The following is a 24899-nucleotide window of genomic DNA, read 5'->3' as shown; positions in this document are numbered from 1 at the left end:
AACGAATTGTTAATGACACGTATGCTCACCTTTAGCTATCTGATTCTTCGGTATTAATTGATTAACATTAAGCGGCTAACTACGTTTAAAAGGTGATGAGTCAGCCGAGAAAGGAGAGTGAATGCATCGAACATTAAGCGTAATCCTACGTAAATGCATCACCCCCTTATTTTTCACGCTGGTTCTATTGGCCAACATTCAATGGTTTCGCCACGCATCAAATATCCCACTCTTTGAATCGGCGATAATGCTCAGTTTGTGCTGTATGTGGGCCGCTGTTTATTGGCAAGCTCAAAAGCTGCGATCGAGAGTATTCGTCACCATAAACCTATTAATGCTGGCGGTTTGCGTCTACACGTACAGTAAGTTTTTCGTCTCCGGCTTGGAGGCTTATACATCGATCACGCTGGCCGGAGTATGGTTACTCGCAGTTTGGCTTCTCTCATATGCATCATATAAACAGATTTCAAGTATTGTGCTGTTGCTTAAACTAGGAGGCCTATTGATATGGCTGACCACCTTCGTGATGCTGATTGGCTACAAATATTACGGAGCCATAAACCAAGAGTTTGTGTTCGCTATCATGCAAACCAATGTCAATGAAGTGGCTGAATATTTAGGCCAAGTCGTAATAAACGGTACTTTTTACGGATATCTTTTTCTGTTCTGTATTGTCGGTTTCTCGTTCCACTGTTTTAGCCTTAGCTATAGCGTTCACCTGACGAATACTCCTTCATTCTACATACTTAACTGTGTATTCATCATTTATGCCGTGACATCCCCTCAAGTCTTCAATGGACTGAAAGTCGCTAATCAATACGCCGAAACCTATCGCCAAGAATTAAACCTGCTTCAAGCGATAATCGAAAAGCGCCGAACTCACGAGCCCGAGAATACAGCTATCGCATCGACAGATGGGAAGATGCATATATTAGTGATCGGCGAGTCGCTCTCTAAAAGGCATTTATCAAGTTATGGATACCAAAGAGATACAACCCCTTTTATTAGTACCAGCGGCCCCATCCAATTTGAAAACGCCTATTCAAGCCATACCCACACAATGGAAACACTGTCGTTGGCATTGACACAAAGTAATCAATACAACAAGTTAGATTACTTCCAAAGCGCTTCACTCATATCCTTGTTCAATCAAGCTGGATTTCAAACCGCATGGATAAGTAACCAAATATCTGCGGGTGTGTGGGATAATTTGGTTTCCGCCTTAGCACAAGAAAGTGAGTATGCTCGCTTCATAAACTCTAACGTTGGCAAATCAGATCACACTCGAAAACTCGACGATGCATTGGTCCATGAACTTGCTGAATACCTTCAGCAAGCAGATTTATCGCGAAACCAATTTATCGTGCTGCACATGATGGGAAGCCATATTCGATATTGTGACCGAACAAAAGGCAAAGCGATTCCACTGGAACACTTGCCATTTTATGTTTACCTAGACAAACAGGACGATTGTTACGACCAAAGCGTTAAATTTACCGATCGTATCCTAAAAGACATACATACCTTGGCATCAAGCTATGAAGCATTTACCTCACTCACCTACCTTTCAGACCACGGCGAAGATGTCTTTTCTCATTTAGGTCACGATGCGAACAAATTCAATGAATACATGGCAGAAATCCCGTTTGTTATATGGCCAAGCGACAAGTTTGATCCCGACCGATTAGCTAACCTAAAGTCACATCAAAGCGCACTTTTCACCAATGATCTTTTATTCGACACCATGCTCGGGATTACGGGAATCACATCAGATGCGCAAAATACTCGCTATGATATCAGCGATCATCGCTACGACTTACCCAGTAATGTTGCCTCCACCATGCATGGACGAATACCGATTCACTCACTCGCTTTTCAAAAGACGCAATCTAACTTAGGAAAGCTTCCCAAACTCATGGCTCACAGAGTAAACACAGTAGGAGCACTTGAGGACGCCATTCGACAAGGTTTTTCGAGAATTGAATTCGATGTATGGTTCGATGATAAAAGTAACCGGATAGTGATGGGGCACGATGAACATACACTGACAGGTCAGTCACTAGAACAATTTTTAGAGCTTGAGTCAGGACGATTTGAGCAAGTCTGGATAGACTTCAAAAACCTCGCAGTAGAAAACCAACCAACAGTCCAGCGTGAGTTAGAAATGCTCGACGCACGCTTCAATCTCAAATCACGAACACTACTTGAAACATCATCGCGAAGCCCTTCTGTTGCCGCCCTTTCCAATTCAGGTTGGAGAACCAGTTACTATTTGCCAACCAAAGCATTAACAGCCTTGTCAAAAATAGAAAATGAACAGGCGATAAACCAACTTATCGGCGAACTGCAGCAGCAACTCATCGCACAGAAAATGCGGTCTATAAGTTTCGATGCTTCATTAATGCCGTTTGTTACCAAGCTCTTTACCCAGACGATTCTTACCCCCTTAAAAATGGAAATGAATGTTTGGACCGACTTACGAGCAGACAGCCCAACACTTGAACAAGATCTATCGCTGAGAAAGCTTCATCATTCCGCACTCGATAACGTTATTGTCATTCATCAATCGCGGTTTAAGTACTAATTGTTTAAATATAAAACGCTTACGTGAGTTCCTAGATTAATACTGCAAAATCTATCAATTGAGCATTGACCTTCCCCCAGGGGTAAGCTTTAATCTATAAGCAGTTTTATTATTAGTGGGCTCACGATGCGTTTATCTTCACTTCGCATAATTTGGATTACATGTTTCAGTATGTTCGCCATGCTGTCTTCAAACATTGCATCCAGTGAACCACTAATGATGATCAAGATGATGTCAGATAATCACTCCATGATGTCATCCATGAGTTGTATGAGCACTGTTTCGAGCTCTCGCGAACACGCACATAGCGATGATTTTTCGCATGATGACATGCTCCAATGTCAATCTGAAAAACAGCACAACTGTTGTGCTTCTTTGTGCCTAAGCCCCTTGGCTTTTTTGCCAATCGTGAACCAACCAGCTCCAATAAAAGTACAACTCGCTTTGATCACTTTTGAGAAAGGCATTCCTGCCGTAGAACGCCCCCAGTCCCTGTACCGCCCCCCAATAGCATAGATCCATCTTAATTTTCTCACTTCACCGCCTATAACGCGTGTGAAAGGTTTTTCTGTGCCCTTTCGGCACAATAAGATTGGATTTTATTGTGAAGTTTATCCCAACAGCATTAGCACTCGCTGTAAGTGCTTCTGTATTGGTCGTGCTTCCTAGTTTCGCTGAGCCTAACTCAACGCAACAAATCACGAGCATAACCAATACCAACGAATTATCGACACTGATCGAATACGCATTGATTAATGATGCCAGCCGCGAGCAGTTTTCCGCTCAATCACAGGCAATACGCGCTACAGGTGTCGCAAGCTCTACCTTAATGGACCCAAAGATCAAACTCGGCTTTGGGGGCTTACCTGTCGACAGCTTTGAATTTGATGTCGAACCCATGACCTCAGTTTCTGTCGGGTTGATGCAGCAGTTCGAGCGAGGTTCTACTTTGGAGCTTCAGAAAAAGAAAGCGAACCAACAAGCTGACGGTGTCGACCTACAAGTCAATGTTCGCGAGAGAGAAGTGGCCAATGCGCTCACCAAATTGTGGCTAGAGCTCGGATATCAGCAGCAAGCAGAGCTAATACTGATTGAAAATCAACGCCTGATGGACGAATTAACCAGCTTTATTCAAACCAATTACTCCATTGGTAAAAATGAAGCGCAAGATTTGTTAAATGCACAGCTTCAAGTCAGTAAGTTGGAAGAAAAGTCCCTAGCAAATCAACAGGTTCAGCGCCGATTAATTTCTCAGCTTTCCGAATGGCTAGGCTCGGATTGGTTAGCTAGTACCACCAATTTGACGGCGAGTAACCAGCTTGACTGGCGCTTGCTCAATACAAAGCTCTCAGAGCAATCCAGTCCAACACAACATTATGCACTACTCAATCAGCACCCAATGGTGAAGATGGCAGATGTCGCGATTGCTTCCAGCGAAACACAAGTAAATATCGCCGAACAAGCCTACAAACCTCAGTTTGGGGTAGAGGTCATGTACGCCAACAGACAAGCCAACAACATGATGGGCGAACCTGCTTCTGATCTTGTCAGCGCTTACGTCACCATGGATATCCCGCTGTTTACCGGTAATAGACAAGATAAAAACCACGAGGCTGCTCAATACCAAGTAGGTGCAGCAAAATCTCAAAAGGACCTGTTGCTTTCGCAAATGAATGCCAAGGTTAACGCCTTGCTTGTCGACAGAAGTAACTTAGAACAACGCCTTGAACGCTACAACACAACCTTACTGCAGCAAGCTGACGCTCGTATTAAGGCGGTTGAGCGCGGTTATCAAAACAACACTTCTCAATTTAACGATGTCATCGCGGCCACAAATGATCAGCTCGCGCTCAAATTGGAAAGAGAAAGACTTATCACCGACCTAAACATAGTGAACAGCGAATTGGCATCACTACTTGGTGGCTTCGATTACCAAGCTAAGAACACCGACCAACCAACGAATACAAACAGCAAGGCAGGAAAATAAAATGAAAACAATGCAAGTTGCAACAATCGCTTTGTTGGTAGGCAGTGCTATTGGTTTTAGCGCTAATCACTTCCTTATTTCCAACGGTTCGATGTCTCACGACACCATGTCTACAGATTCGAGCATGGTATCTGACTCAAACGAGCCACTGTATTGGGTTGCACCAATGGACCCGAACTACCAGCGAGACAAGCCAGGACAATCACCAATGGGCATGGATTTGATTCCTGTGTACGCCGATGATTTGGCCGGTGGCGATGACAAACCAGGGACCATAAGAATAGACGCTTCCGTCGAAAATAACCTTGGTGTCAAAACAGCACAAGTATCTTTAGAGAAGCTGTCGCCGCGAATCGAAACGGTTGGTTATATCGCTTTTGATGAAAGTCGCTTATGGCAAACCAATGTCCGCGTCGCGGGATGGGTAGAAAAGCTATACATCAATGCTGTTGGAGAAAAAGTGAAGAAAGGCGAAGTGCTTTTCACTCTGTATTCTCCGGAACTCGTCAAAGCCCAAGAAGAACTCCTTAATGCCTATCGAACACAACGCAAAGGGCTGATTAACGGAGCAACGGAGCGCTTGGTGACTTTGGGTGTAGATCGTGCCCAGATTAAGCAAATCGTTAAACGAGGAAAGGCATCTCAAACCATTGATATCAAGGCAATTGATAATGGTGTGATTGCTAGTCTTAATATCCGAGAAGGTGGATATCTGTCCCCGTCTCAAGCGGTTATTAGTGCAGGACCACTTAATGAAGTGTGGGTGGATGCTGAAGTCTTTGAACGACAAGCCCATTGGATCGAGTCAGGAAGCAGTGCCGCTATGACATTAGACGCCGTTCCCGGCCAAACTTGGCAGGGAGAAGTGGACTATGTCTACCCTATCCTAGATCCCAAAACTCGTACGATTCGAATGAGATTGAAGTTTGACAACTCGAATGGTGCGCTAAAGCCTAACATGTTCGCCAATATTGCTTTGCAACCTGTTACCGACGAATTCGCGTTAACCATTCCTAAGTCCTCGGTCATCCGTTCAGGAGGAATGAGCCGAGTAGTACTTTCAGAAGGCGATGGAAAATATCGCTCAGCACGTATCGAAGTTGGCCGTGAAGCGGGAAGCCAAGTCGAGGTTCTACAAGGGTTAACAGAGCAAGATACCGTCGTAACATCGGCACACTTTATGCTGGATTCGGAATCCAGCCAGTCAGCAGACTTATCGCGTATCAATGGTGTTGAACCTGAAGCTGAGACAGTTTGGGCTCAAGGTCAGATCACTGATTTAATGAAAGATCATCGCATGGCAACCATCAATCATAAGCCGGTTCCAGAGTGGGATTGGCCGGGCATGGTGATGAATTTCAACTTTTCAGAAGATGTAGACTTAGCGGAACTAGAAAACGGCCAAGTTATTGATTTTGAAATGGAACAAAAGGAATCTGGCCAATATGAGATCGTTGATTTCAAAATCGACACAGCCAAAGCCTTAAGTGAAGTGTGGGTTACCGGTGAAGTGAGTATGGTCATGCCCGATTTCGGCATGATCACACTACAACACTCCCCTGTTACTGAATGGGATTGGCAAGCCGGAGAAATTAACTTTTCAGTCAGTGAAGAATTGGATCTTAGCCAATTCGTTGAAGGCCAAAAGGTACGATTTCTAGTCGCTAAAGAAGGAAGTGACTTCGCGCTTCGTGAACTGCAAGTGGAAGGAGCTGAGCAATGATTGGAGCGATTATCCGATGGTCGATCAACAACCGATTTTTGGTGCTGATTGCCTCTATCTTTTTGACCTTAGGCGGCCTTTACAGTGTTAAGAACACGCCTGTCGATGCCATTCCTGATTTATCAGACGTACAAGTCATCATAAAGACCAGCTATCCGGGGCAGGCACCTCAGGTAGTCGAAGATCAAGTTACCTACCCACTTACCACGGCAATGTTAGCGGTACCGGGAGCAGAAACGGTGCGAGGTTATTCCTTCTTCGGTGACTCCTACGTGTACATCATTTTCGATGACAATACCGATATGTATTGGGCTCGTTCACGTGTGCTTGAATATCTAAGCCAAGTCGCCCCGAACTTGCCAGACAGCGCAAAGCCAACACTTGGCCCAGATGCTACCGGTGTGGGTTGGGTTTACAGCTACGTTTTGCAAGACAAAACGGGTAATCACGATCTCGCTGAGCTAAGAAGCCTTCAAGACTGGTTTTTAAAGTACGAGCTTCAGACCGTTAACGGCGTATCGGAAGTCGCGACGGTTGGTGGCATGGTCAAGCAATATCAAGTGCAAATCGACCCCGCAAAACTGCGTGCTTATGACCTGACCTTGCAGCAAGTCAATATGGCTATCCAGAATGGCAACCAAGAAACTGGAGCTTCTGTAATCGAGGTGGCCGAAGCTGAACATATGGTTCGCACAACGGGGTACCTATCCAACATTGAAGATATTCAATCATTGCCGTTAAAAGTCACAGACAAAGGCACACCGCTTCTGCTTGGTGACATTGCAGACATTAACCTAGGGCCACAAATGCGTCGTGGCATTTCTGAGTTCAATGGGGAAGGAGAAGCCGTTGGCGGTGTCATCGTTATGCGATTTGGTGAGAACGCCAGTGAAGTGATTGCAAATGTAAAAACTAAACTCGCAGAGCTACAACGTGGTTTGCCAGAAGGCGTGGAAATTGTCGCCACTTACGACCGCTCGACCTTGATCGACTCAGCCGTTGAAAACTTATGGAAAAAGTTAGCGGAAGAGTTCTTCGTTGTGGCGATCGTATGTGCACTGTTCTTGTTCCACATTCGTTCTTCACTCGTCATCGCGTTGAGTTTGCCTGTAGGAATATTGTCGGCATTTATCGTCATGCACTGGCAAGGTATCAACGCAAACATCATGTCTCTCGGCGGCATTGCGATTGCGATTGGCGCTATGGTTGATGGTGCTATCGTCATGATAGAGAACGTTCACAAGCATATCGAGCGAACACCACTGACCGACAAAAACCGTTGGCAAGTGATCACCAAAGCGGCTGAAGAAGTGGGCGCACCACTATTCTTCTCTCTGCTCATCATCACCCTGAGCTTTGTTCCCGTATTCGCACTTGAAGGGCAAGAAGGCAAAATGTTCTCGCCGCTAGCCTTTACCAAAACCTATGCTATGGCCGCTTCTGCAGGCCTAGCCATTACTTTGGTTCCTGTGCTGATGGGCTATTTTATTCGAGGGAAAGTATTACCCGAGCATAAAAACCCAGTGAACCGCGGTTTGGTTGCCCTTTATCGCCCGTTGCTCACATTGAGCTTAAATTACCCGAAGACCATGATTGTATTGGCGATCGGTTTAATGGCTTCGGCTTACTATCCGACGAGCAAATTAGGTAGTGAATTCATCCCGCCCTTAGATGAAGGCGATCTAATGTACATGCCGACGACCTACCCTGGTATTTCGATTGGTAAAGCCCGTGAGGTGCTGCAACAAACCAATAAACTCATTAAAACTGTTCCAGAAGTCGAAACGGTATGGGGAAAAATCGGCCGAGCAGAAACCGCTACCGACCCTGCACCTCTCACAATGATCGAGAGTGTGATTCAGTTGAAGCCTCGCGACCAATGGCGCGAAGGTGTCACTTCCGAATCGCTGCGTAAAGAGTTCGATGAACTGGTGCAATTCCCAGGCTTAACCAACGCGTGGGTTATGCCAATCAAAACGCGTATCGATATGCTCGCAACCGGTATTAAGACACCGATCGGCATCAAAATCGCCGGTCCAGACTTGAAGGTCATTGAAAGTATTGGCGCAGACCTAGAACCAATATTGAATGGCATTTCAGGTACAGCCTCTGTGTATGCCGAACGTGTAGCCGGTGGACGTTATGTCACCATCGACATTAAGCGCCGCGCTGCTGCCCGTTATGGGTTAAGTATCAAAGATGTTCAGTTAGTGATTTCCACTGCTGTTGGTGGCATGAATGTCGGTGAAACCGTCGAAGGATTAGAACGTTACCCAATTAACGTTCGATACCCGCAAGACTACCGCGATTCTGTCGTCAAACTGCAAAACCTGCCTCTAGTGACGCAAAACGGTGCGCGTATCGCCTTAGCTGATGTCGCAGACATTCGTTACGAAGACGGCCCTCCGATGATTAAAACCGAAAACGCACGCCCGAACGGCTGGGTATTCGTCGACATCGAAGACCGTGACTTAGGCTCGTATGTTCAAGAAGCGCAGCAAGTCGTCGCGGAAAACTTAGTGCTTCCAGCTGGTTACTCTATCGCGTGGTCTGGGCAATACGAATACATGGAACGAGCTAAAGAACGATTAAGCATGGTGGTTCCGATCACTCTGGCGATCATTATGCTCTTACTTTACTTCAGCTTTAGGCGTGTCGGTGAAGTGCTCATCATCATGTCGACTCTGCCACTGGCGATGGTGGGCGGGTTATGGCTTATGCATGTGCTCGGTTTCAACTTCTCTATCGCGGTTGGCGTCGGCTTTATCGCTCTAGCAGGCGTCGCTGTCGAGATCGGCGTGATCATGTTGGTCTACCTCAATCAGGCTTGGCATTACAAAAAGCTTGATGCTCAGGAAAACAAACAGCCACTTAGCTTAGAAGACTTAACCAACGCGATTCGCGAAGGTGCCGGATTACGCGTTCGCCCAGTAATGATGACGGTTCTTACAGTCATCATCGGACTCATTCCAATCATGTATGGCGATGGGACAGGTTCAGAAGTCATGCAGCGAATCGCCGCTCCGATGATCGGTGGTATGGCTTCAGCGCTACTCCTTACCCTTCTTGTGATTCCAGCCGTCTTTAAGCTATGGAAGTCTCAAGAAATAACCAAAAACAACAGCTAGCGATGCTCTCCTAGCACTCAATCAAAAAGTATTGGCTCGTTCGACGTATGTGCTCAAAAGGCATTCGACGAGCCCACAAAAACAAAGGAATCTATGATGAAAAAATCACTACTCGCATTAACACTGACTCTGACTTCTTCTTTTGCTATCGCTGATGAAATGGACCATTCCAAAATGGACCATGGTTCGATGAAAATGGATCACTCTCAAATGGATCATGGCTCAATGAAAATGGACCATTCATCAATGATGAATATGGAAGGTATGTCGGAAGTAGGTATGCCAGCGAAGGGCGCGAAACCTGACAAAGTTGTTCATGTAATATTAGCTGATGACATGAGCATCACTTTCAAAAAAGAAGTCAAAATTGAGCCTAACGATGTTGTGCAATTTGTTGTCATGAATACTGGTAAGATCGACCATGAGTTTTCCATTGGCTCAATGTCAGAGCAAATAAAGCATCGAGAAATGATGAAAGCCATGACTTCGGGTCACGCACACGATAGCGGCAGCACAGTAACAGTTAAACCTGGAAAGGCGAAGCAACTACTTTGGCATTTCCACGGTGATAACAACATCGAGTTTGCATGCAATATCCCGGGGCACGCTGAAGCTGGAATGGTGAAGTCAATAAAGCTCTAATCTCCCCCCCTGTAATGCAGATGGTAATAGCGGTGATTGCACAGCTATTACCATTCATGCTTTTCCCCGATTAAAAGCGCACCAATCGTTAAATCACGCCCTGGCGCCTAAACAATAGTGACGCGCTGCCTAAAATTAGCCACCACAGGATTGAAGAAAGAAATATCAAGTTCAACGCTCCTATCCCCATCAGCCAAACTGAAAACAACTTGTCATTAACCGATTGCCACCCCATCCAATGGCAGATAGTCAAAAAAGCGGCAAGCATAACAAAAACAATCAACGAACCTTTAAGTGCATTATTGAAATCGCTTCGACTTGGAATGCAGTGAAAACAAATGATTGATCCCAATACAATCCACCCTATGTCTTGCCGATATACCATCATCTTCTCTACAAAGTGAGCCATATTTCGATAAAACACGCTTGGCCAATTCGCCACATTATTTTGATACGGGTATGTATAGGTCGAAATATCGAGAAAACTACTTCCCATATTGAGAATGATGATGGCAGACAACAAAGGAGCCATTGCAATAAAGAACAAGCCCATATTTTGATACAACGAACCTTTATTCCAGCGGTGTATTACATAGCCTAGCCGACCATCGTGGCTGAAGTTAATCAGGCTGATTTTTTCAATTTTATGGCCAAACATTACCGCGACGATAGCATGCGACAATTCATGAATAGGAGTGCCGACTAATGCTGAGCCATAATACAAAGATCTACTGACAGGAGAGCGAGAAACAGAAGGCATAACAAAGCGAGCGATGAGATTGTGAACGCCAATAAGGACCGCGAAAGGAATGACGAGGCATAAAAAGGTAATGAACAAAGACATAAGAATTTCAATTGGAGAAATTAATCAAGAACAGAGTGCGACAACTACCCTGCCCCCATTAACCGCTACTGGTCTATCCGTTGCTACAGAGTGACTTTAATATCAGGGCGAATGAAAGTCGGAACATCTAAAATGCTTTCATTCTCAGATAAAGTGACAGCCATTATCGCATTCGCCTCTGCACTATCCACGACCGATTGTAGTTCATCGAAGCTAACACCAAAGATCTTAGCACTAGTCATGAGGCCATTCAGAAAAGCCTTTTTCTCCCTTAACCGCTCACATTCGTGACTTGGGATTTGTCGGTACTATTCAAACTCTTTCCGTAAATAATCGAGAAATTCCGTTGAATCCATGTTGAATTCCATTGTTGAGGGGCTGAACATCATAATAACCAATAGCAGCCACAATGTAATTATCGTGTGCCCAAACACTTACGTGTAAAATCACATCATGGGCTATTTGAGGTTATTCAATATTCAATTGCGGGTAGGCATTACCTTGTTTTTGGTCTCCCGACGCTATCGATGCATGCCTATGTAGCCACACCCAGCGATCAAGCTTTTTTAGGACCAAACTTTAGTTAGATGGATATCTTCGAAAATTGTCATCTGATAAGTTTTCAGCAAACCCCATTTCTCCAATGATATATAGCGCACTTCCAACGGCATCGAGCGTTTCATTGCTCTTGTTCACTGGCGCGGGCGTGATGTTCAGCGTCGGCACCGAAGTCACCTCTGTTCGATTGACACACACTACGCTTTGACAATTCATTTCAGGGCCTGGAGCTTCGATGTTGCTTTGCCCAAAAGACGAATCAAAAGCGATAACCACCTCTTCAGCCGAAACCAAATGGGGGAACAAAAACAATCCAGCGAACCAATATCTCATCTAACCACTCTATAAAATAAGAAAAGATTTATAGATACTATCGAAAGAATAACTTAATGAACAGTGTTTTATTGGCTAATTTGAAGTTGAAAAGCCCAAGCAACGCTCGCGCCCAACAACTTAGTTGAAATGAAAACGACATAAAAAATCCGTTGCGCAATAAAAACTGGATAAAAGCTCAATTTATACGAGTTAAATACCTAAACTAGCCGGATTTTGAGAACCTACTGTTAATCGTGAGAGAAAAAATTCCGCTTGTCTTTTTATCTTAACGAAAAAACAATGGCGCCCATCTGGCGCCATTGTCAATAAAACAGGAAAAGGGAAATCATCCCATACGGCTGAGCGCACCAAGCACTAAGGATCTAAATTTTGGTAAGCTTGGGTACACGTCTAAGCGAGTACCATTAGGCACAGAATAACTAAATGATACCGAATCTTCCAACTGCTTAAACTCGATTCCTTTCTTAGAAACAAAACGACGTTTATCTTCAAGATCTAGATTTTCCAAGCTCCGAAGATCGTCTCGGCTAAGCACAAGATCATAATTTTTAAAATCAAAATCTAAGTGAAATAGCGCGTTCTGATTATCAATCAATTCGTATTTTGAGCAATCGTAATTCATAAGTACCTCTCCAATTTACCGCTGCGTGAGATCTTCACTTATCTCAAACCTTTCAATCAACGCTGATAACCATTTATATTTTTATTATATTAATCAGACATTAACATCACAAAACCCACCGAAGCTGTCACCATCTAATATACAAAGTGACAATAATTTTCCACAAGAGCAGTGGTGCCAACTTAAGCGACCAAAGTTCTCCATAGCATTCGACGATTTTTAACCAACCCAACTAGGGCTCCGACAATATACTGTACATCCATACAGATCGCTATCGAATTTTTGGGTTATTTTCTTTGAGGAGATCTCTATAGAATATTAAGAATAGTCATCTCTGAAGAATAGTCACTTCCCCAAACGATGTAATTTGTTTACACAGCAACGTACTGACGCAATCAAAAGAAGCTGAAAAGGAATGCAAAAAAATCACGCCATGTAACCCATGAATTTTCAAAGAAAAGCAAATTTAGAGCGTGTGAGTGAGTACTAGCATCCCATTAGAAAATAATTTTCTAAATAATGTGAGCGTGTGTTTAGTTCACGTTTCGAAACAGGATGGTGCTTCGTTATGGCATTTTCATTCATTCGAAAACATTAGAAATAATTGTTACTCTTAAAATTAGCGCTATACGTTTATTTTTATTGGTTTAACGGATGGTTTTGAGCGAAATATGAAAAGAAAATAGATTGTAATTGCCGAACGTAGAGCATACTTGAACTAAACGCTCGGTGACAGTAGGACAACTCACAGATCATGACTGACCATTCTTGCGGTTGTCCAAGGAGCTAGGTTATGGGGGAAATTCAGATGAAAGGGTTTGCTAAGTAAACCAACCTAAAGATTTATTTCACTCAGCTTATCTTCAATCGGTTGCGACACAGCCATAGTAGGATTGGAGTTTGGGAATCCCATCGCATTTTCTTTTTCCGTGATTTCTTTCTTCGCGGCTTCAAATGCTTTTATCAAAGACAGAGTTTTAGGAAGCTGGCTAACAAAATATGCCTCTCCAAAATACGTGTATTCATCAGCGGAACTACATCCAAAAGATGGATTATGTGGATCACTTGCTGTAATAACGAGTGTATGTGAGTCTGCGATCTCATCGGCAAAGTGACCAGAGAAACAAGCCGACACGATTAACACTTTCCATTTCACATCTGTTTCACTAAGCGATTTTTTCAGAGCTTGAGGGGTGATCATCCCTTTATGATTGGGCCCGTAGTTGATATACAAACCGTATTCATCACCATGAAACGTTCCGTGTCCACTTAAGAACACAAATAGCATATCGTCTTCTTTATCCATAACATCCGATACATTTCGCAGTGTCTCGTCGAGGTTATGCTGTGTCGCCATTGGGATCTCAAAGGCCGTTTTACTGTTATTAAGAAGTACTACGGAACGCCCCTTTGTCCCAAACTGATCATCTAGTAATTTCTTCGCATAGTTCACTTCGTTGCTGAACACTTTAAGAGTCGAGTCCGCTGCAAAACCGACATAATACACATCTGTAGTATCTGGCCTCTCAGACAGCAATTCTGCTGTATTTTGTTCGACAAGCGCCAGTTGAGCGTTCAACATTTCTTGGTTCGCACAACCAGATATCAAACCCAGAGATAATCCAATGAGCATAATTTTAACAAAGTAGAAATTTAGAATAGGAGATTGAAGCTTAGAATCATTCACGAGTCATCGTCCCTAATTGAGGTAATCGCGCAGAAATGCATAATCAAATATATGCAATGAGTTTTAACAAGCTGAAGAATATTCGATGATAATTTGCCATTACAAGACAAGTATGCCACTCACCAAACATTTAACCGCGTTATGCGACTGACCCGACTTCTTGTTCCTCACAGTAAGCCAAACGCTAGTAACAACTTTACCTTCAGTTACCTTTATCTTTAACTACCTAAGGTTTAGTTTCCTTATGGCAGACGCTCAAAAATTTCAGGCAAAAAAAGAGCTTCTAGTTAGTGGCTCTTTCTCTAAATTTCAAACTGTCGTTTTAAGCGATAAGCTTACTTCTCTTTACCGAAAACGTTGTTCTCTTGCTCTTGTACACGGATGAAAGTAGTACGCTTGGTTAGCTCTTTAAGCTTTGCTGCGCCTACGTATGTACAAGTTGAACGTACACCGCTAAGGATGTCTGAGATAGTGTCATTTACGTCGCCACGGAATGGAAGTAAAACAGTTTTACCTTCAGCCGCACCACTAGAGTGCTTAGCCATTGCCGACTCTGAAGACATTCCATATAACTTTACAGAAAAAATTAAAATCCATTTAAAACAATAATATAAAACCTAAAATCTGTATATAACCCCAGCATTTATTGGAAATTTTTTCGGTAAATAACGCTGTTTTTCAACGAGTGTCGCCATTTTTGTCGCCACTTTTTAGCCGATTATCTGATAACGCTAATCTAATTATTTCTAGAAACATTACTAGCCAGACTAATATCTAAGGGAGATTCCCAGTAGAACATCCAAGTCTAACGGGCTCCCTGTCAACCATTTCGCCACGTCAGCTCTTTCGATAAGCAACGGAATTATGTGATGATATTCACCACACTGTTCATTTGGTCTTGTGGTCAGAGAGACTACTTTCTCATTATGCTCAAGTGCAATAGCCGCTATATAGATTGGCAAATCATCAGGATGCTTGAATAGGTACTTTTGCTTTTTTCATTGATATTCGTCCACTCATACCAAACTGAGCATGGAACGATAACTCGATTATTTGAGAAAGATTGTTTGAATGTAGGCTTTATCGAGACAGTCTCCGCTTGAGCATTAATTAGCATTCTCTTAGCCCAGTTTGGTTTAATACCCCAAGATAAATCTAGTTGATGCATAGCGCTAATCGGCTGCCTACTTACGGTTCCTTTGATCACGTATGCTACGCCCCCTATTGATTACTACTCTGAGGCTAGAGGTAAGTCCGGTAATGACAATTGGCAAGATGGACAAAACATCGATGTGTGGGAAGTGCTTACCTATACCGACGCTGCGTGTGAGCACGATAGATTTGATTGCGACGAAGTCGTTCTGCTGTACACCGGGAACATCGTGTGAGTAGATGCTGCTAATAGAGGCTCCGGAGGTCATGATACATGGGAAAGAGAGCACGTCTGGCCCAAGTCACGAAGCTTCAAGAAGCCCTCCCAAGATGGCTATACAGACCTACACCATAAGACCCGCAGATAGGAATGCCAACAATGCTCACTCTAATCTAGGGTATAACGTCGGTGGGGAAAGTCTGTTTGATAAGAAATCAGATGGTACAAAGGTAAAGACCGAAGCGGAAAAGGACAAAGCACAATCGTCATTCGAGCCGCCTAGTCGAGCTAAAGGACAAGTCGCGAGAATGATGTTCTATATGGCGGTGAGATACGAAGAAACAGACAATACGCCAGATGAACAAATGGGAGACTTACAACTTATCCATGGAAACCAGATCACCAAAGAAGGAAAGATTGGCGATCTCTGTGCATTGCTGGAATGGCACCACACATTGGGTCCGACAGACTTTGAACGCAGACGAAACGATCGCGTAGACATCATTCAAGGGAATCGAAATCCTTTTATCGATGAACCTGGCTAGGCGCAACTGATATGGGGACATCAATGCTAGCCGCTAGTTTCGCGAATTGACCTTTGCCCTTTTGAGAGTTACCGATGAAATGTTCAATCACCAACCTATCTAAGGTTGCCATTTCAGCGGTTTTATTGTGTCATTCAAAGAAACATCCTTTTAAGAAAGGGACCGCCTTTCTGGGAACATGGTCATCCCCCGAAACCTCTCGGGGTAACCAGAAACTCTCTGGCTCAACGAGGAGTGGAAACTGCGTTATGGTTATTCCAAACGTTGCCTCTCAGAAATGTTGAAGATGCGAAATTCTTACGTCAGCAGACCGACCAACCGATCAAATGGGCGCTTCCGGGGGTCTATGACGATGATAGATACGCTTTACGATGCGCAATACCAAAGCCGTGAGAAACTGGTGTGGGAATTTGCAAAGATCCTCAACGAAGAAGCCAAAGAACTTGAAGCTGCAGGCGTTGATATTATTCAGTTCGATGAACCTGCATTTAACGTGTTCTTTGATGAAGTGAATGATTGGGGAATAGCCTGCTTAGAAAGAGCCATTGAAGGGCTTAAATGCGAAACCGCAGTACATATTTGCTATGGCTACGGCATCAAAGCAAACACAGATTGGAAAAAGACACTGGGCACTGAGTGGCGCCAGTATGAAGAAGTATTTCCTAAGCTGCAGCAATCGAATATCGATATTATCTCTTTAGAGTGTCACAACTCTCATGTGCCACTTGAACTACTTGAACTTGTTCGAGGAAAGAAAGTGATGGTTGGTGCGATTGATGTAGCGACCGATTGCATTGAAACACCAGAAGAAGTGGCCAACACTCTGAGAGAAACACTTAAGTTTGTAGATGCAGACAAGCTCTACCCTTGTACTAACTGTGGCATGGCACCCCTACCTCGCGAAATTGCCTCAACTAAGTTAAATGCACTAAGTGCAGGTGCAGAGATTGTTCGTAAAGAGCTTTCAGAGAATTATTAAAAATCAGCGTATTCTCTTTTTAACTAAATAGTACGTGGTATCAAGTAGGTTTTCTGTTGATATCACGTACTTTTCAGCACCACAAAAAAATCATCTATGTATTTAGCATTGTTCGGATGGAGCGACGCAACCACTGAATCGAGGGCCAAATTGCCGATACGCCAGACACGACGGCAAAAACAGCCATCGCGACCAATACGATCCATGGCTCCCTGATCTCCAATGAGAATTGCCGATTTATCGACTCGTAGAGAGCATAGCAAACGCTCACTCCACCCACGACGGAGACCAGAAAAATGGTCGCTGCCCGTTTGACTATGTGGAGCAAAATTCTTCGCTTTGTCCACCCCAGCGCCATTTGTATGCCGAAACGAAGCTCAAATAAGGTGAAGTAGGTAACGGACATATTGAATAAGTTAATCAGTACCGTAACCAACACGATTAACGCTAAATAAAACCCAGATCGAACTAAGAGAAGACCTTCAGCGTTTGCTTCAACCTGTTGCGAAGAAAGTGTACCCCTGTCTTGTAATGTCGCCAATACCGAGGCGTTCTGAATCGCAGTCAATTGAACGCTGAGATCAGCGGAATGTTTTGCCACGATATACACAGGACCTGCCGTCTGCCTGAAATCAGATACAATCGGTAGATAAATAGCCGGTGAAGTCTGCCACAATGGTCCTATCGGGCTAATATCTTCAATCACCCCGACGATGCGTATCGGTTGATTCTCCTTTAAGCCAAATGCAGTTTGACTACTGTAGATCCGATGCCCTAATAACTGACTTGCGGATACATCAAAGACATTCAGAAATGTTCGATTAACAATAACACCGGATTTTAAGTCAGGAGCCCCCGCGATCCAAACCGCCCCCAACACATCCAGATACCCATCAGAAACATTGATGACGTTGATGGGGATGTGTCTAGATTCTTTGGCCGCTTCCAGCCTGATCGGAGTACTGTAACTGTGATTCAGTACGAAGGGAGACAGGGCAACCCCCACCGGTTCACCTTCGACAGCCGACAGTACATTTTCGACATTGATCTCACCTTGGTGCTTGGCGAGGGTGAGTGCCCACTCCGAGTTCCCCTCCTCAAAGGTATGCTGATTATAGATAGCATATTGACTATACAACAGTGCTATCGACAGTAAACAAGCGGCAAACCCAACCGTCGATTGCACACTGGTTGTGATCCACCATACCGCCACCTGCAACCGGCTTTGACTTCCAATTTGATCTCTTAAGAATAAACGAGTATCCAGCAACAAAAGCGAAGGGACTAACGTACAAATAAACACCAACAACACCATGAACACGGTGGCGCGAGACCACGCCCAACCAAGTGCGGCTTGGGTGACTTCAATAATGGCATTTGGCTGATTAACGTTCAAATAATCGATGACCAATAGGTATAAGATCGCAGAGACGATCGTCACAACTACGCACAAAGGAATGTTGGTTAGCTGCACGAGGTAAAGCAATCTGTAATTGTTGGCGCCTACCGCTCGTCTTAATGTCAGTTCATGCTCACGACGAAAATAGATATTGATGGCGTGGGTGACCAGTGAGACAAAAGAAACCACCGCAAATACGCCAGAAACCCAAAGCATCAAGGTCCACTGATTGATAATACGGATCCTTTTGGCCGGTGCGAAATTGATCCCATCATACCCCTTAAGCTGGAGTGACTGCGCGGTACTGAGTGTCGTCACATTGCTTTGTGTTCCCACATCGCGCCCTTGCCCTTCGAGAGCCAGATCATCCGATTCATAGCCCTCAGCAAGCACAGCAATACCTGCAAACATAGGTGAATTATCCGCAAGACTCGCAAATACCTTATCCAGAAATTGTGCAGGGGGCGGCTGGTCGCCAAAGTCCACCGTCATGCTCGACAAGTAGTGCTCCGTTGAAAGCAACACATCCACAGGTCCCAGATCTGGTATCTGAAATGACTCAGGTAGATAGCCCATTACGGGAAAATGTCGCTTACTCCCCGTCATCACAAAGCTGGTCGACGAACGTTCGGCGCCTTCCGACGGATGATAACGCGCAGATGACAGCCAAACCCCTTGATTGAATGCCTCAGGTGTGGAGGGTAAAGACGGAATGTTGAGAAGCGGCAAAAGTTTGGGATCAATGAACACTGCTCTAAGCTGGGTATTGTTACCATTGAGGTCAACATCAATATCCTCAAAACCAATTCGATAGAGTGCCGTTATACCATTGCTGCCCTCTATCTCTCTAAGCTGCTTGGTGCTAGCTAGCGCCGTCGTGCTGTCCAGTTTTTCCAGCAAAATGGTGGCATAGGCATGCTTCTTCGACAGCCAAGACGGGCTAGTATCATCTAACCAGGGTTGGATAGTAGCTGTCGCAGCAAATAAAGCCACCATAATAGAAAGGCACAAGATCAAAGTGATGAACTCTAGCTTTTTCGCTTTCCACTGACGTATTGCGTACGTTATTTCCATCATTCGCTTGTGTCCAATAAGACCCCGTCCACCATCAGGTAACGTTTTCGGCATTGCTCGGCCAACGACTTGGAGTGAGTGACTAATAGCACTGTCCGCCCTTGGCTGTTCAGAGTCTGAAGCAGTTCAAAAATCTTTTGTGAGTTGACTGAATCAAGATTACCGGTGGGCTCATCAGCCAAAATTAACTCAGGCTCTGCGACCAACGCCCGAGCAATAGCCACCCTTTGCTGCTGCCCTCCTGAAAGTTGGCTGGGGTAAAGTCTCACCTTGTCATGCATTCCAACCAGCGTAAGTTTTTCCTGCGCTTTTTCGATCCTCTGCCTGCGAGTCATGCCTTTATGGTTCGTCAAAGGCATCATGACATTTTCCAACACCGTCATGTCAGACAATAAAAGAAACTGTTGAAAAACCCATCCGATGTGTTGCGCTCTTAATGTAGCCATCTGCTCATCAGATAACGTATAGACGGGCTCTCCACATAGCTCATAGTGGCCAATGTGAAAGGTTTCTAATAACCCCAAAATAGACAGCAAGGTCGATTTTCCTGAACCTGAAGCGCCCACGATCGCTACCATATCGCCTTCATAGACTTCCATCGATATGTCATGCAAAACCTGCGTTTCCAGACGGTGGTCGTAAAATAATTTGCTAAGCTTCTCTACCTTAATTAAACGTTGTCTCACGACGATACCTCCAATTGTATCTGTTCAGAAAAATTGTAATCGGCGGGATCCACTAACAAAATGGTATCGCCAGCACTTACCCCCAGTCCAAGCGCGAGCTGTTTACCATTGGATTGTATGACTTGTACATTTCTCAATTGATAACCATGGGTCGACTTGACATATAGCTGCACCTCCGACGAGTTGTGGTAATGTGGAGGCATAGCAATGGTCAATGCATTGTCGACCGAAAATAGGACGACTTCACCAGTCACTTCAATGTCCGGTCGAGCCAGCATCGCTTGCTTGGATAAATTCCCAACTCGGAAAGTGATCTGACTGTCTTTCACGTTTGGTGACACCCCCACTACTTCCCCAAAAACAGCCTCGCGTCCGATTTGAAGTTCGACTTTCATTCCCATCACTAGGGCATCGGCGAGGCGCGCGTTGATCCTCATTTCTGCAAGCATATCTTCTTTGCTGGTCACCACACCGACCACTGTACCTTGTGGCAACCACTGCCCTAGGTCGATAGAACGTTCAGGATCTTGCAGCACACCGTCCAGACCAGCATTCACTTGGAGAGCGCTTAACGCTTTTTTTTTCATGGCGGTTAGGCCTTTAACTTTATCCAATCTCAGTTCACTGGCTTGCCGTTTTATCGCCCGTGTATTATTGAAGCTGGCCAATTTCCTTTTTGCGACTCGGCTTTTAATGGTCGCCTGTTCAAAATGCATCTCGGCTTTTTGTATTTCGAGTTGAGAGATGACTTGTTGCCCTTCTAACGCCTGTTTGGCTTTGAGTTCCGCTTGTTGAGTTCTCAGTTCTGCATCCAATAATTCGACTTCACTGGCGAGATTGAGGGCCTGTTCTTCTAACTGGTATATTAAGGTATTGTGATCTGCCCTTACCGCTTTCAGTTCTAATTCAGCCAATTGATATTCTCGATTCAGTGCTTGGTTAGACAAGGTGATCACCGTGGTTTCAGCACTCACCAAGTCGCCCCCCTGTTTTGACTTATCGATGACAATTCCCGGGGATTCCACCACTAAAACTCGATACTTCAAAGGCCTCATTTTCCCATAAACAATGGCCTTTTTTTTGAAAGAGCTGACGATCACCGTAGTCCTCAGTGGAAGGGGATCTCCCGAGGCATCCCCCAAAGACCGCAAATACAGCGCACCGACCGCCCAGAGGGCAAGCGCGGCCAATCCGCTCCATTGCACCGTTCGCCAAAGGCGCTGACTCGCTTTTTTCCTCTCAGGAACCTTCATGCCACCCTCAAGGTCTGACTGATCAGCTCAAACAACTGGTCCGTACCACAACATTGATTTTGATAAGAACCGTCGTGTCGCCGGTTGATGATCCTGTCGTGAGGACACCCACCATGACAGAGAGAGAACCATTCACAGTCCTGCATAGATTTATACGCATCGCGCTCCTCCTGACGCAATCGTTGGTTGTACTCAGAGTGACTGAGCAACGCATCGATATTTTGTTCCAACAACGAACCGTACTGGCTGCCCTCGTCAGCGATGAACTTGTCACATGGCGTTATTTCACCATTGGGCTCTACGGTCACCACTTCCTGCGAGCAGTTTCCCGACCAGTAACAGGACGACAGTATCGCGTCCTCATGAGCCATTTTGTCCATGATTTCATTGAACAGATTGACCCTAATACTGTCTTTATAGCCGGAATACCAAAGACTAAACGCCTCACACAAAAACTGAATGTACTCGCGATAATTGATATAAGAGGGATCATTGAGCGCGCCCGAAGCAACACGATTGTCAGGCACAATGTTCAAGAATTCGATCGCATTGATACGTGTCCGCTTAAAATAATCAAACAGTTGGTTTAAATCGCTTTGGCTGACGGCTCTATCCACGACCACCAAAGCTCCATAGGGAATACTATAATCACGTAATTGTTGGATGCCTTTTTCAACCCTTTTTGACGTTCCCCGCCCCAACAAGTCAATTCGTCTTGAGTCATTGATGGCCGGATAGCCATCAATGCTGATCCCCACGGGCACCCCGGCGCCGTTTAAAAATATCAACCACTCATCGCTAAGGTCGATCGCGTTGGTTTGCAGAGCGTTGGTGATTTCTTGCCCCGGTTGCCTAAATTGTTGCTGGAGCCAAATGAGTGTTTTAAAAAAATGTGGGTTGAGCAAAGTGACTTCACCGCCATGCCAAACAAATTCAAAACGCGTGACATTGACCACAGATAAGATGCGGGCGATAACGGTGATGAGTGTACGCATTGACATGATATTCCTGGGGTTGTCAGACCACGAATTACAATACGTACAGCGTAAATTGCAGCGCCGCGTTGCTTTTAGCACCACCACTACTTTTCTGGCATTCAGGGTGATACCTAAATCGACTTCCCGGCCCCGGCGCTTTTTCTGTGACACAAAGGCTGCTAAGTCGTCCGCTTCTAACAGTGATTCCGCGGGGATCGAACCAACCACTTGTGCTGCAAAACGCGCATAGGTCGACAGGTGCTCACTCCCACCAATACCAGTTGTTGAGTTTCCCATATTGGGTGCTCCAATTTTTTTGATTTTGATTCACTAAAAACGGTAGACCCAGTTCCATGTCGGAGAGTTGACTTGAGATGATGTAAGTGACCAATCAAATGAACGTAATTCATTTGGGTCCACAGTAAGCCCTATATCGCTGAACGATACCTCTAATGCTGCAACCCGTTGTTCTACACTTCCACTTAGACTTAGACGCTCTGACTCTAGATAACTCATACCCATAATATGGCTTCCTGATCATTGTTGAATGTTTCAAAAGGAAAGTTACCTCTAAAAAAAACAAAGCGTACTAATTAATCATTATTTAGTTATTTCAATACCGCGCATAGTGGCTGAGCGCGAACCGAACATAGGCCCTTGCATAAGCCACAACGCCATGTGTAAGTTACGTCAGGCTAGATGTTGATTCACATGAGAAAATTGACCATCAATCTTTCCATCACTAGCTTTTATTTCGCGGCCATATCGGTAGTAGTAACAATCTAGATATCAGGAGGCGCTCATAAAAAACCACTCAATCAAATCGGCGTAATAGGTGCCCAATGATCTGCACCATTACCACTGTTCCAAAAACGAAGAATATCAACCCGCATAAAACATACATCAACAACCGTTTGCAAAGTACGTAGTGAGATGAATAACAGGATAAATCCTACACGTTGAAAACCTATTGCTCACACTGGCTTTTAAAGTCGATAAGTTGATTAGAACTTCGTGTTCGACTTCCTCATCTTGGCCAAAGCAATAGCCGTTAAACAGGCCGTATATATGGAAGCTAACCTGCGCTTTTAATCATACTGCTGGCTTGCAAAACTGGGGGAGACCATATAGGTGAGCAACGCGATACCGATACTTCTGCATACCACCTTAAACACTAAATTCAAAGCAAACCGAAAATGCCGAGCGTTGGGATGATCGACCTAGCCGCATTGTTATCGAAGCAACAGGGCGGCTTGAAATGCCCTTCATATTTGCCTGTGATAAAGCAAAGTTACCCTATGTTATTGCGAACCCACTGCACGTTAAAAGATTCGCAGGAGCCATTGGACGAAGAGCTAAGAATGACCGTCTAGATGCCGCCCTTATTACCCACTTTGGTCAAGCTATCTAACCTAAACTGGCACAACTAAAAAGCGAAAACATACGGTTAATGAGTGACTTAGTTACAAGGCGTAATCAGCTGCTTTCTATGCAGACGATGGAGAAAAACCGACTACAGATTTTGCCTCAGAGCCTCGCTTCTTCAATCAAGCCAATTTTAACCGCCCTTAAAAATCAAATCGTTAAAGTAGAAGAAAAGATATCAAAACTTATCGATACCTGCCCTGAGTACCAAGCAAAAAATGAGATACTACAAAGCATACCGGGAATAGGAAAAATAGCATCCGCGTCTATCATCAGTAATGTTCCAGAGCTCGGTTTTATCACCAATAAGCAAGCTTCCTCACTTATCGGGGTTGCTCCATTAACGAGAGAAAGTGGACGACTCAAAGGTAAGCGGATGATCCAGGGTGGGCGTGCTCAAGTTCGCACCGTTTTATACATGGCAATGATGTCGGCCATACAGTGTAACCCGGTTTTTAAGGCGACCTATAAACGATTATTTTCGGCGGGAAAACCCAAAAAAGTAGCAATCGTTGCCTGCATGAGAAAGATAGGGGGGTACTGAATTCGATGCTAAGGGACGGTGTTATGTGGGATAAGAATAGCGCCAAAAATTAACTATTGACGCCATAGTCTCTTGTTATGTGCGTTGCTAAAGTAACACTATAGCTTACCATATTTTTTACAGTTCGTTTGAAACCATTTAGTTAATCTTATGTTTCATATTTAACAGATGTGTAACCTTAGTTAACCACCTAATGTTATTAGTACTCAACAACAAGCAGAGTAAAATGATGAAAGTTCTAATACAATACACTCAAACTGGCAAATATAGAGATCAAGTGTGGGAATCAATGACCATGAAAGCTAAAGGTGATATACAAGCAGTCACGCCATCTTGTGCCGCACAATTAATAAAGCACAATAAGGCGAAACTGGTCACATCCGGCGATCAAATTATTATCCACCCTTAATCAAACATGAGCTCAGAACTTTGAGCTCACATATTTCTTCCAAGCACATAACGAATGATATGGACTCCCTCTACCTGACACTCTGCGTGCCATACTGACTTAGTACACGCTGAAGAACTGGAGGT

Annotated in this window: 20 protein-coding genes and 3 pseudogenes; 11 read left to right on the top strand and 12 right to left on the bottom strand. The window is 44.5% G+C overall.

Features of this window, described 5'->3' with window-relative positions; all coding sequences use genetic code 11:
* The first annotated feature begins 121 nt into the window (after positions 1-121).
* From ACHUFI_RS17470 to copI, 6 genes are all read left to right on the top strand, one after another.
* On the top strand, positions 122-2584 hold the full coding sequence (locus tag ACHUFI_RS17470; RefSeq protein WP_394251431.1) for a sulfatase-like hydrolase/transferase: 2463 nt from the start codon (positions 122-124) through the stop codon (positions 2582-2584).
* A 126-nt stretch (positions 2585-2710) separates the two neighbouring features.
* Positions 2711-3100, top strand: coding sequence for a hypothetical protein (locus ACHUFI_RS17465; protein ID WP_394251429.1), 390 nt, complete (start codon positions 2711-2713; stop codon positions 3098-3100).
* 142 nt (positions 3101-3242) lie between these two features.
* Positions 3243-4571 (top strand): TolC family protein, encoded by a 1329-nt coding sequence (locus ACHUFI_RS17460; RefSeq protein ID WP_394251644.1) that lies wholly within the window; start codon positions 3243-3245, stop codon positions 4569-4571.
* A 1-nt stretch (position 4572) separates the two neighbouring features.
* Positions 4573-6294 (top strand): efflux RND transporter periplasmic adaptor subunit, encoded by a 1722-nt coding sequence (locus ACHUFI_RS17455; RefSeq protein ID WP_394251427.1) that lies wholly within the window; start codon positions 4573-4575, stop codon positions 6292-6294.
* Positions 6291-9422, top strand: a complete 3132-nt coding sequence (locus ACHUFI_RS17450) for an efflux RND transporter permease subunit (RefSeq protein WP_394251425.1) — start codon at positions 6291-6293, stop codon at positions 9420-9422. The genes ACHUFI_RS17455 and ACHUFI_RS17450 overlap by 4 nt, the downstream gene beginning before the upstream one ends.
* A 96-nt stretch (positions 9423-9518) precedes the next feature.
* Complete coding sequence (gene copI / locus ACHUFI_RS17445) at positions 9519-10064, top strand: copper-resistant cuproprotein CopI (RefSeq protein ID WP_394251642.1); 546 nt, start codon at positions 9519-9521, stop codon at positions 10062-10064.
* Between the two features lie 88 nt (positions 10065-10152).
* Here the strand turns inward: copI and ACHUFI_RS17440 are convergent, their stop codons facing one another.
* The 7 genes and pseudogenes from ACHUFI_RS17440 to ACHUFI_RS17410 form a co-directional block, all read right to left on the bottom strand.
* Complete coding sequence (locus ACHUFI_RS17440) at positions 10153-10908, bottom strand: hypothetical protein (RefSeq protein WP_394251423.1); 756 nt, start codon at positions 10906-10908, stop codon at positions 10153-10155.
* Positions 10909-10991: 83 nt separating this feature from the next.
* A complete protein-coding gene (locus tag ACHUFI_RS17435) occupies positions 10992-11150 on the bottom strand; it encodes a hypothetical protein (protein WP_394251421.1) in 159 nt (52 codons plus the stop codon).
* Positions 11151-11487: 337 nt separating this feature from the next.
* Entirely contained in the window at positions 11488-11799 is a 312-nt protein-coding gene (locus tag ACHUFI_RS17430) for a hypothetical protein (RefSeq protein ID WP_394251419.1), read from the bottom strand.
* Between the two features lie 328 nt (positions 11800-12127).
* Complete coding sequence (locus tag ACHUFI_RS17425; RefSeq protein WP_394251417.1) at positions 12128-12424, bottom strand: hypothetical protein; 297 nt, start codon at positions 12422-12424, stop codon at positions 12128-12130.
* Between the two features lie 835 nt (positions 12425-13259).
* Entirely contained in the window at positions 13260-14111 is an 852-nt protein-coding gene (locus ACHUFI_RS17420) for a C13 family peptidase (RefSeq protein ID WP_394251415.1), read from the bottom strand.
* A 335-nt stretch (positions 14112-14446) separates the two neighbouring features.
* Positions 14447-14689 (bottom strand): annotated as a pseudogene (locus ACHUFI_RS17415) (IMP dehydrogenase); the annotation flags it as partial.
* Positions 14690-15057: 368 nt separating this feature from the next.
* Positions 15058-15228, bottom strand: a complete 171-nt coding sequence (locus ACHUFI_RS17410; protein ID WP_394251640.1) for an SOS response-associated peptidase family protein — start codon at positions 15226-15228, stop codon at positions 15058-15060.
* Between the two features lie 82 nt (positions 15229-15310).
* Between ACHUFI_RS17410 and ACHUFI_RS17405 the strand changes: the two genes are divergently transcribed.
* The 3 genes and pseudogenes from ACHUFI_RS17405 to ACHUFI_RS17395 all read left to right on the top strand — a co-directional run.
* Entirely contained in the window at positions 15311-15499 is a 189-nt protein-coding gene (locus tag ACHUFI_RS17405; RefSeq protein WP_394251413.1) for a hypothetical protein, read from the top strand.
* 4 nt (positions 15500-15503) lie between these two features.
* Positions 15504-16028, top strand: coding sequence for an endonuclease (locus tag ACHUFI_RS17400; RefSeq protein WP_394251411.1), 525 nt, complete (start codon positions 15504-15506; stop codon positions 16026-16028).
* A gap of 279 nt (positions 16029-16307) precedes the next feature.
* Positions 16308-17007: pseudogene (locus ACHUFI_RS17395) on the top strand (methionine synthase); the annotation flags it as partial.
* A gap of 94 nt (positions 17008-17101) precedes the next feature.
* On the opposite strand, the gene ACHUFI_RS17390 reads toward ACHUFI_RS17395, so the two are convergent.
* The 5 genes from ACHUFI_RS17390 to ACHUFI_RS17370 form a co-directional block, all read right to left on the bottom strand.
* Positions 17102-19483 carry an FtsX-like permease family protein gene (locus ACHUFI_RS17390; protein ID WP_394251409.1) on the bottom strand — a complete coding sequence of 794 codons (2382 nt, stop codon included), beginning with the start codon at positions 19481-19483 and terminating at the stop codon, positions 17102-17104.
* Positions 19480-20166 carry an ABC transporter ATP-binding protein gene (locus ACHUFI_RS17385; protein ID WP_394251407.1) on the bottom strand — a complete coding sequence of 229 codons (687 nt, stop codon included), beginning with the start codon at positions 20164-20166 and terminating at the stop codon, positions 19480-19482. The genes ACHUFI_RS17390 and ACHUFI_RS17385 overlap by 4 nt, the downstream gene beginning before the upstream one ends.
* Complete coding sequence (locus ACHUFI_RS17380) at positions 20163-21212, bottom strand: HlyD family efflux transporter periplasmic adaptor subunit (RefSeq protein ID WP_394251405.1); 1050 nt, start codon at positions 21210-21212, stop codon at positions 20163-20165. The genes ACHUFI_RS17385 and ACHUFI_RS17380 overlap by 4 nt, the downstream gene beginning before the upstream one ends.
* Positions 21213-21415: 203 nt before the next feature.
* A complete protein-coding gene (locus ACHUFI_RS17375) occupies positions 21416-22693 on the bottom strand; it encodes a radical SAM protein (RefSeq protein WP_394251403.1) in 1278 nt (425 codons plus the stop codon).
* Between the two features lie 33 nt (positions 22694-22726).
* On the bottom strand, positions 22727-22918 hold the full coding sequence (locus ACHUFI_RS17370; RefSeq protein ID WP_394251401.1) for a hypothetical protein: 192 nt from the start codon (positions 22916-22918) through the stop codon (positions 22727-22729).
* A 697-nt stretch (positions 22919-23615) separates the two neighbouring features.
* Between ACHUFI_RS17370 and ACHUFI_RS17365 the strand changes: the two are divergent.
* Positions 23616-24418 (top strand): annotated as a pseudogene (locus tag ACHUFI_RS17365) (IS110 family RNA-guided transposase); the annotation flags it as partial.
* Positions 24419-24594: 176 nt separating this feature from the next.
* On the top strand, positions 24595-24774 hold the full coding sequence (locus ACHUFI_RS17360; protein ID WP_394251638.1) for a hypothetical protein: 180 nt from the start codon (positions 24595-24597) through the stop codon (positions 24772-24774).
* Positions 24775-24899: the final 125 nt, after the last annotated feature.

Origin of the sequence: Vibrio profundi, assembly GCF_043642225.1 — a bacterium.
GTDB lineage: Bacteria > Pseudomonadota > Gammaproteobacteria > Enterobacterales > Vibrionaceae > Vibrio > Vibrio profundi_A.
This window is presented reverse-complemented; position numbering and strand designations above follow the sequence as displayed.

Bases quoted from the DNA above. Each gene is read 5' to 3' on its own strand.
- ACHUFI_RS17400 (WP_394251411.1), top strand. From the start codon at position 15,504: ATGCTGCTAATAGAGGCTCCGGAGGTCATGATACATGGGAAAGAGAGC.
- ACHUFI_RS17450 (WP_394251425.1), top strand. From the start codon at position 6,291: ATGATTGGAGCGATTATCCGATGGTCGATCAACAACCGATTTTTGGTG.
- ACHUFI_RS17470 (WP_394251431.1), top strand. From the start codon at position 122: ATGCATCGAACATTAAGCGTAATCCTACGTAAATGCATCACCCCCTTA.
- ACHUFI_RS17425 (WP_394251417.1), bottom strand. From the start codon at position 12,424: ATGAATTACGATTGCTCAAAATACGAATTGATTGATAATCAGAACGCG.
- ACHUFI_RS17410 (WP_394251640.1), bottom strand. From the start codon at position 15,228: ATGCTAATTAATGCTCAAGCGGAGACTGTCTCGATAAAGCCTACATTC.
- copI (WP_394251642.1), top strand. From the start codon at position 9,519: ATGAAAAAATCACTACTCGCATTAACACTGACTCTGACTTCTTCTTTT.
- ACHUFI_RS17465 (WP_394251429.1), top strand. From the start codon at position 2,711: ATGCGTTTATCTTCACTTCGCATAATTTGGATTACATGTTTCAGTATG.
- ACHUFI_RS17435 (WP_394251421.1), bottom strand. From the start codon at position 11,150: ATGACTAGTGCTAAGATCTTTGGTGTTAGCTTCGATGAACTACAATCG.
- ACHUFI_RS17455 (WP_394251427.1), top strand. From the start codon at position 4,573: ATGAAAACAATGCAAGTTGCAACAATCGCTTTGTTGGTAGGCAGTGCT.
- ACHUFI_RS17440 (WP_394251423.1), bottom strand. From the start codon at position 10,908: ATGTCTTTGTTCATTACCTTTTTATGCCTCGTCATTCCTTTCGCGGTC.
- ACHUFI_RS17375 (WP_394251403.1), bottom strand. From the start codon at position 22,693: ATGGGAAACTCAACAACTGGTATTGGTGGGAGTGAGCACCTGTCGACC.
- ACHUFI_RS17390 (WP_394251409.1), bottom strand. From the start codon at position 19,483: ATGATGGAAATAACGTACGCAATACGTCAGTGGAAAGCGAAAAAGCTA.
- ACHUFI_RS17370 (WP_394251401.1), bottom strand. From the start codon at position 22,918: ATGGGTATGAGTTATCTAGAGTCAGAGCGTCTAAGTCTAAGTGGAAGT.
- ACHUFI_RS17430 (WP_394251419.1), bottom strand. From the start codon at position 11,799: ATGAGATATTGGTTCGCTGGATTGTTTTTGTTCCCCCATTTGGTTTCG.
- ACHUFI_RS17360 (WP_394251638.1), top strand. From the start codon at position 24,595: ATGAAAGTTCTAATACAATACACTCAAACTGGCAAATATAGAGATCAA.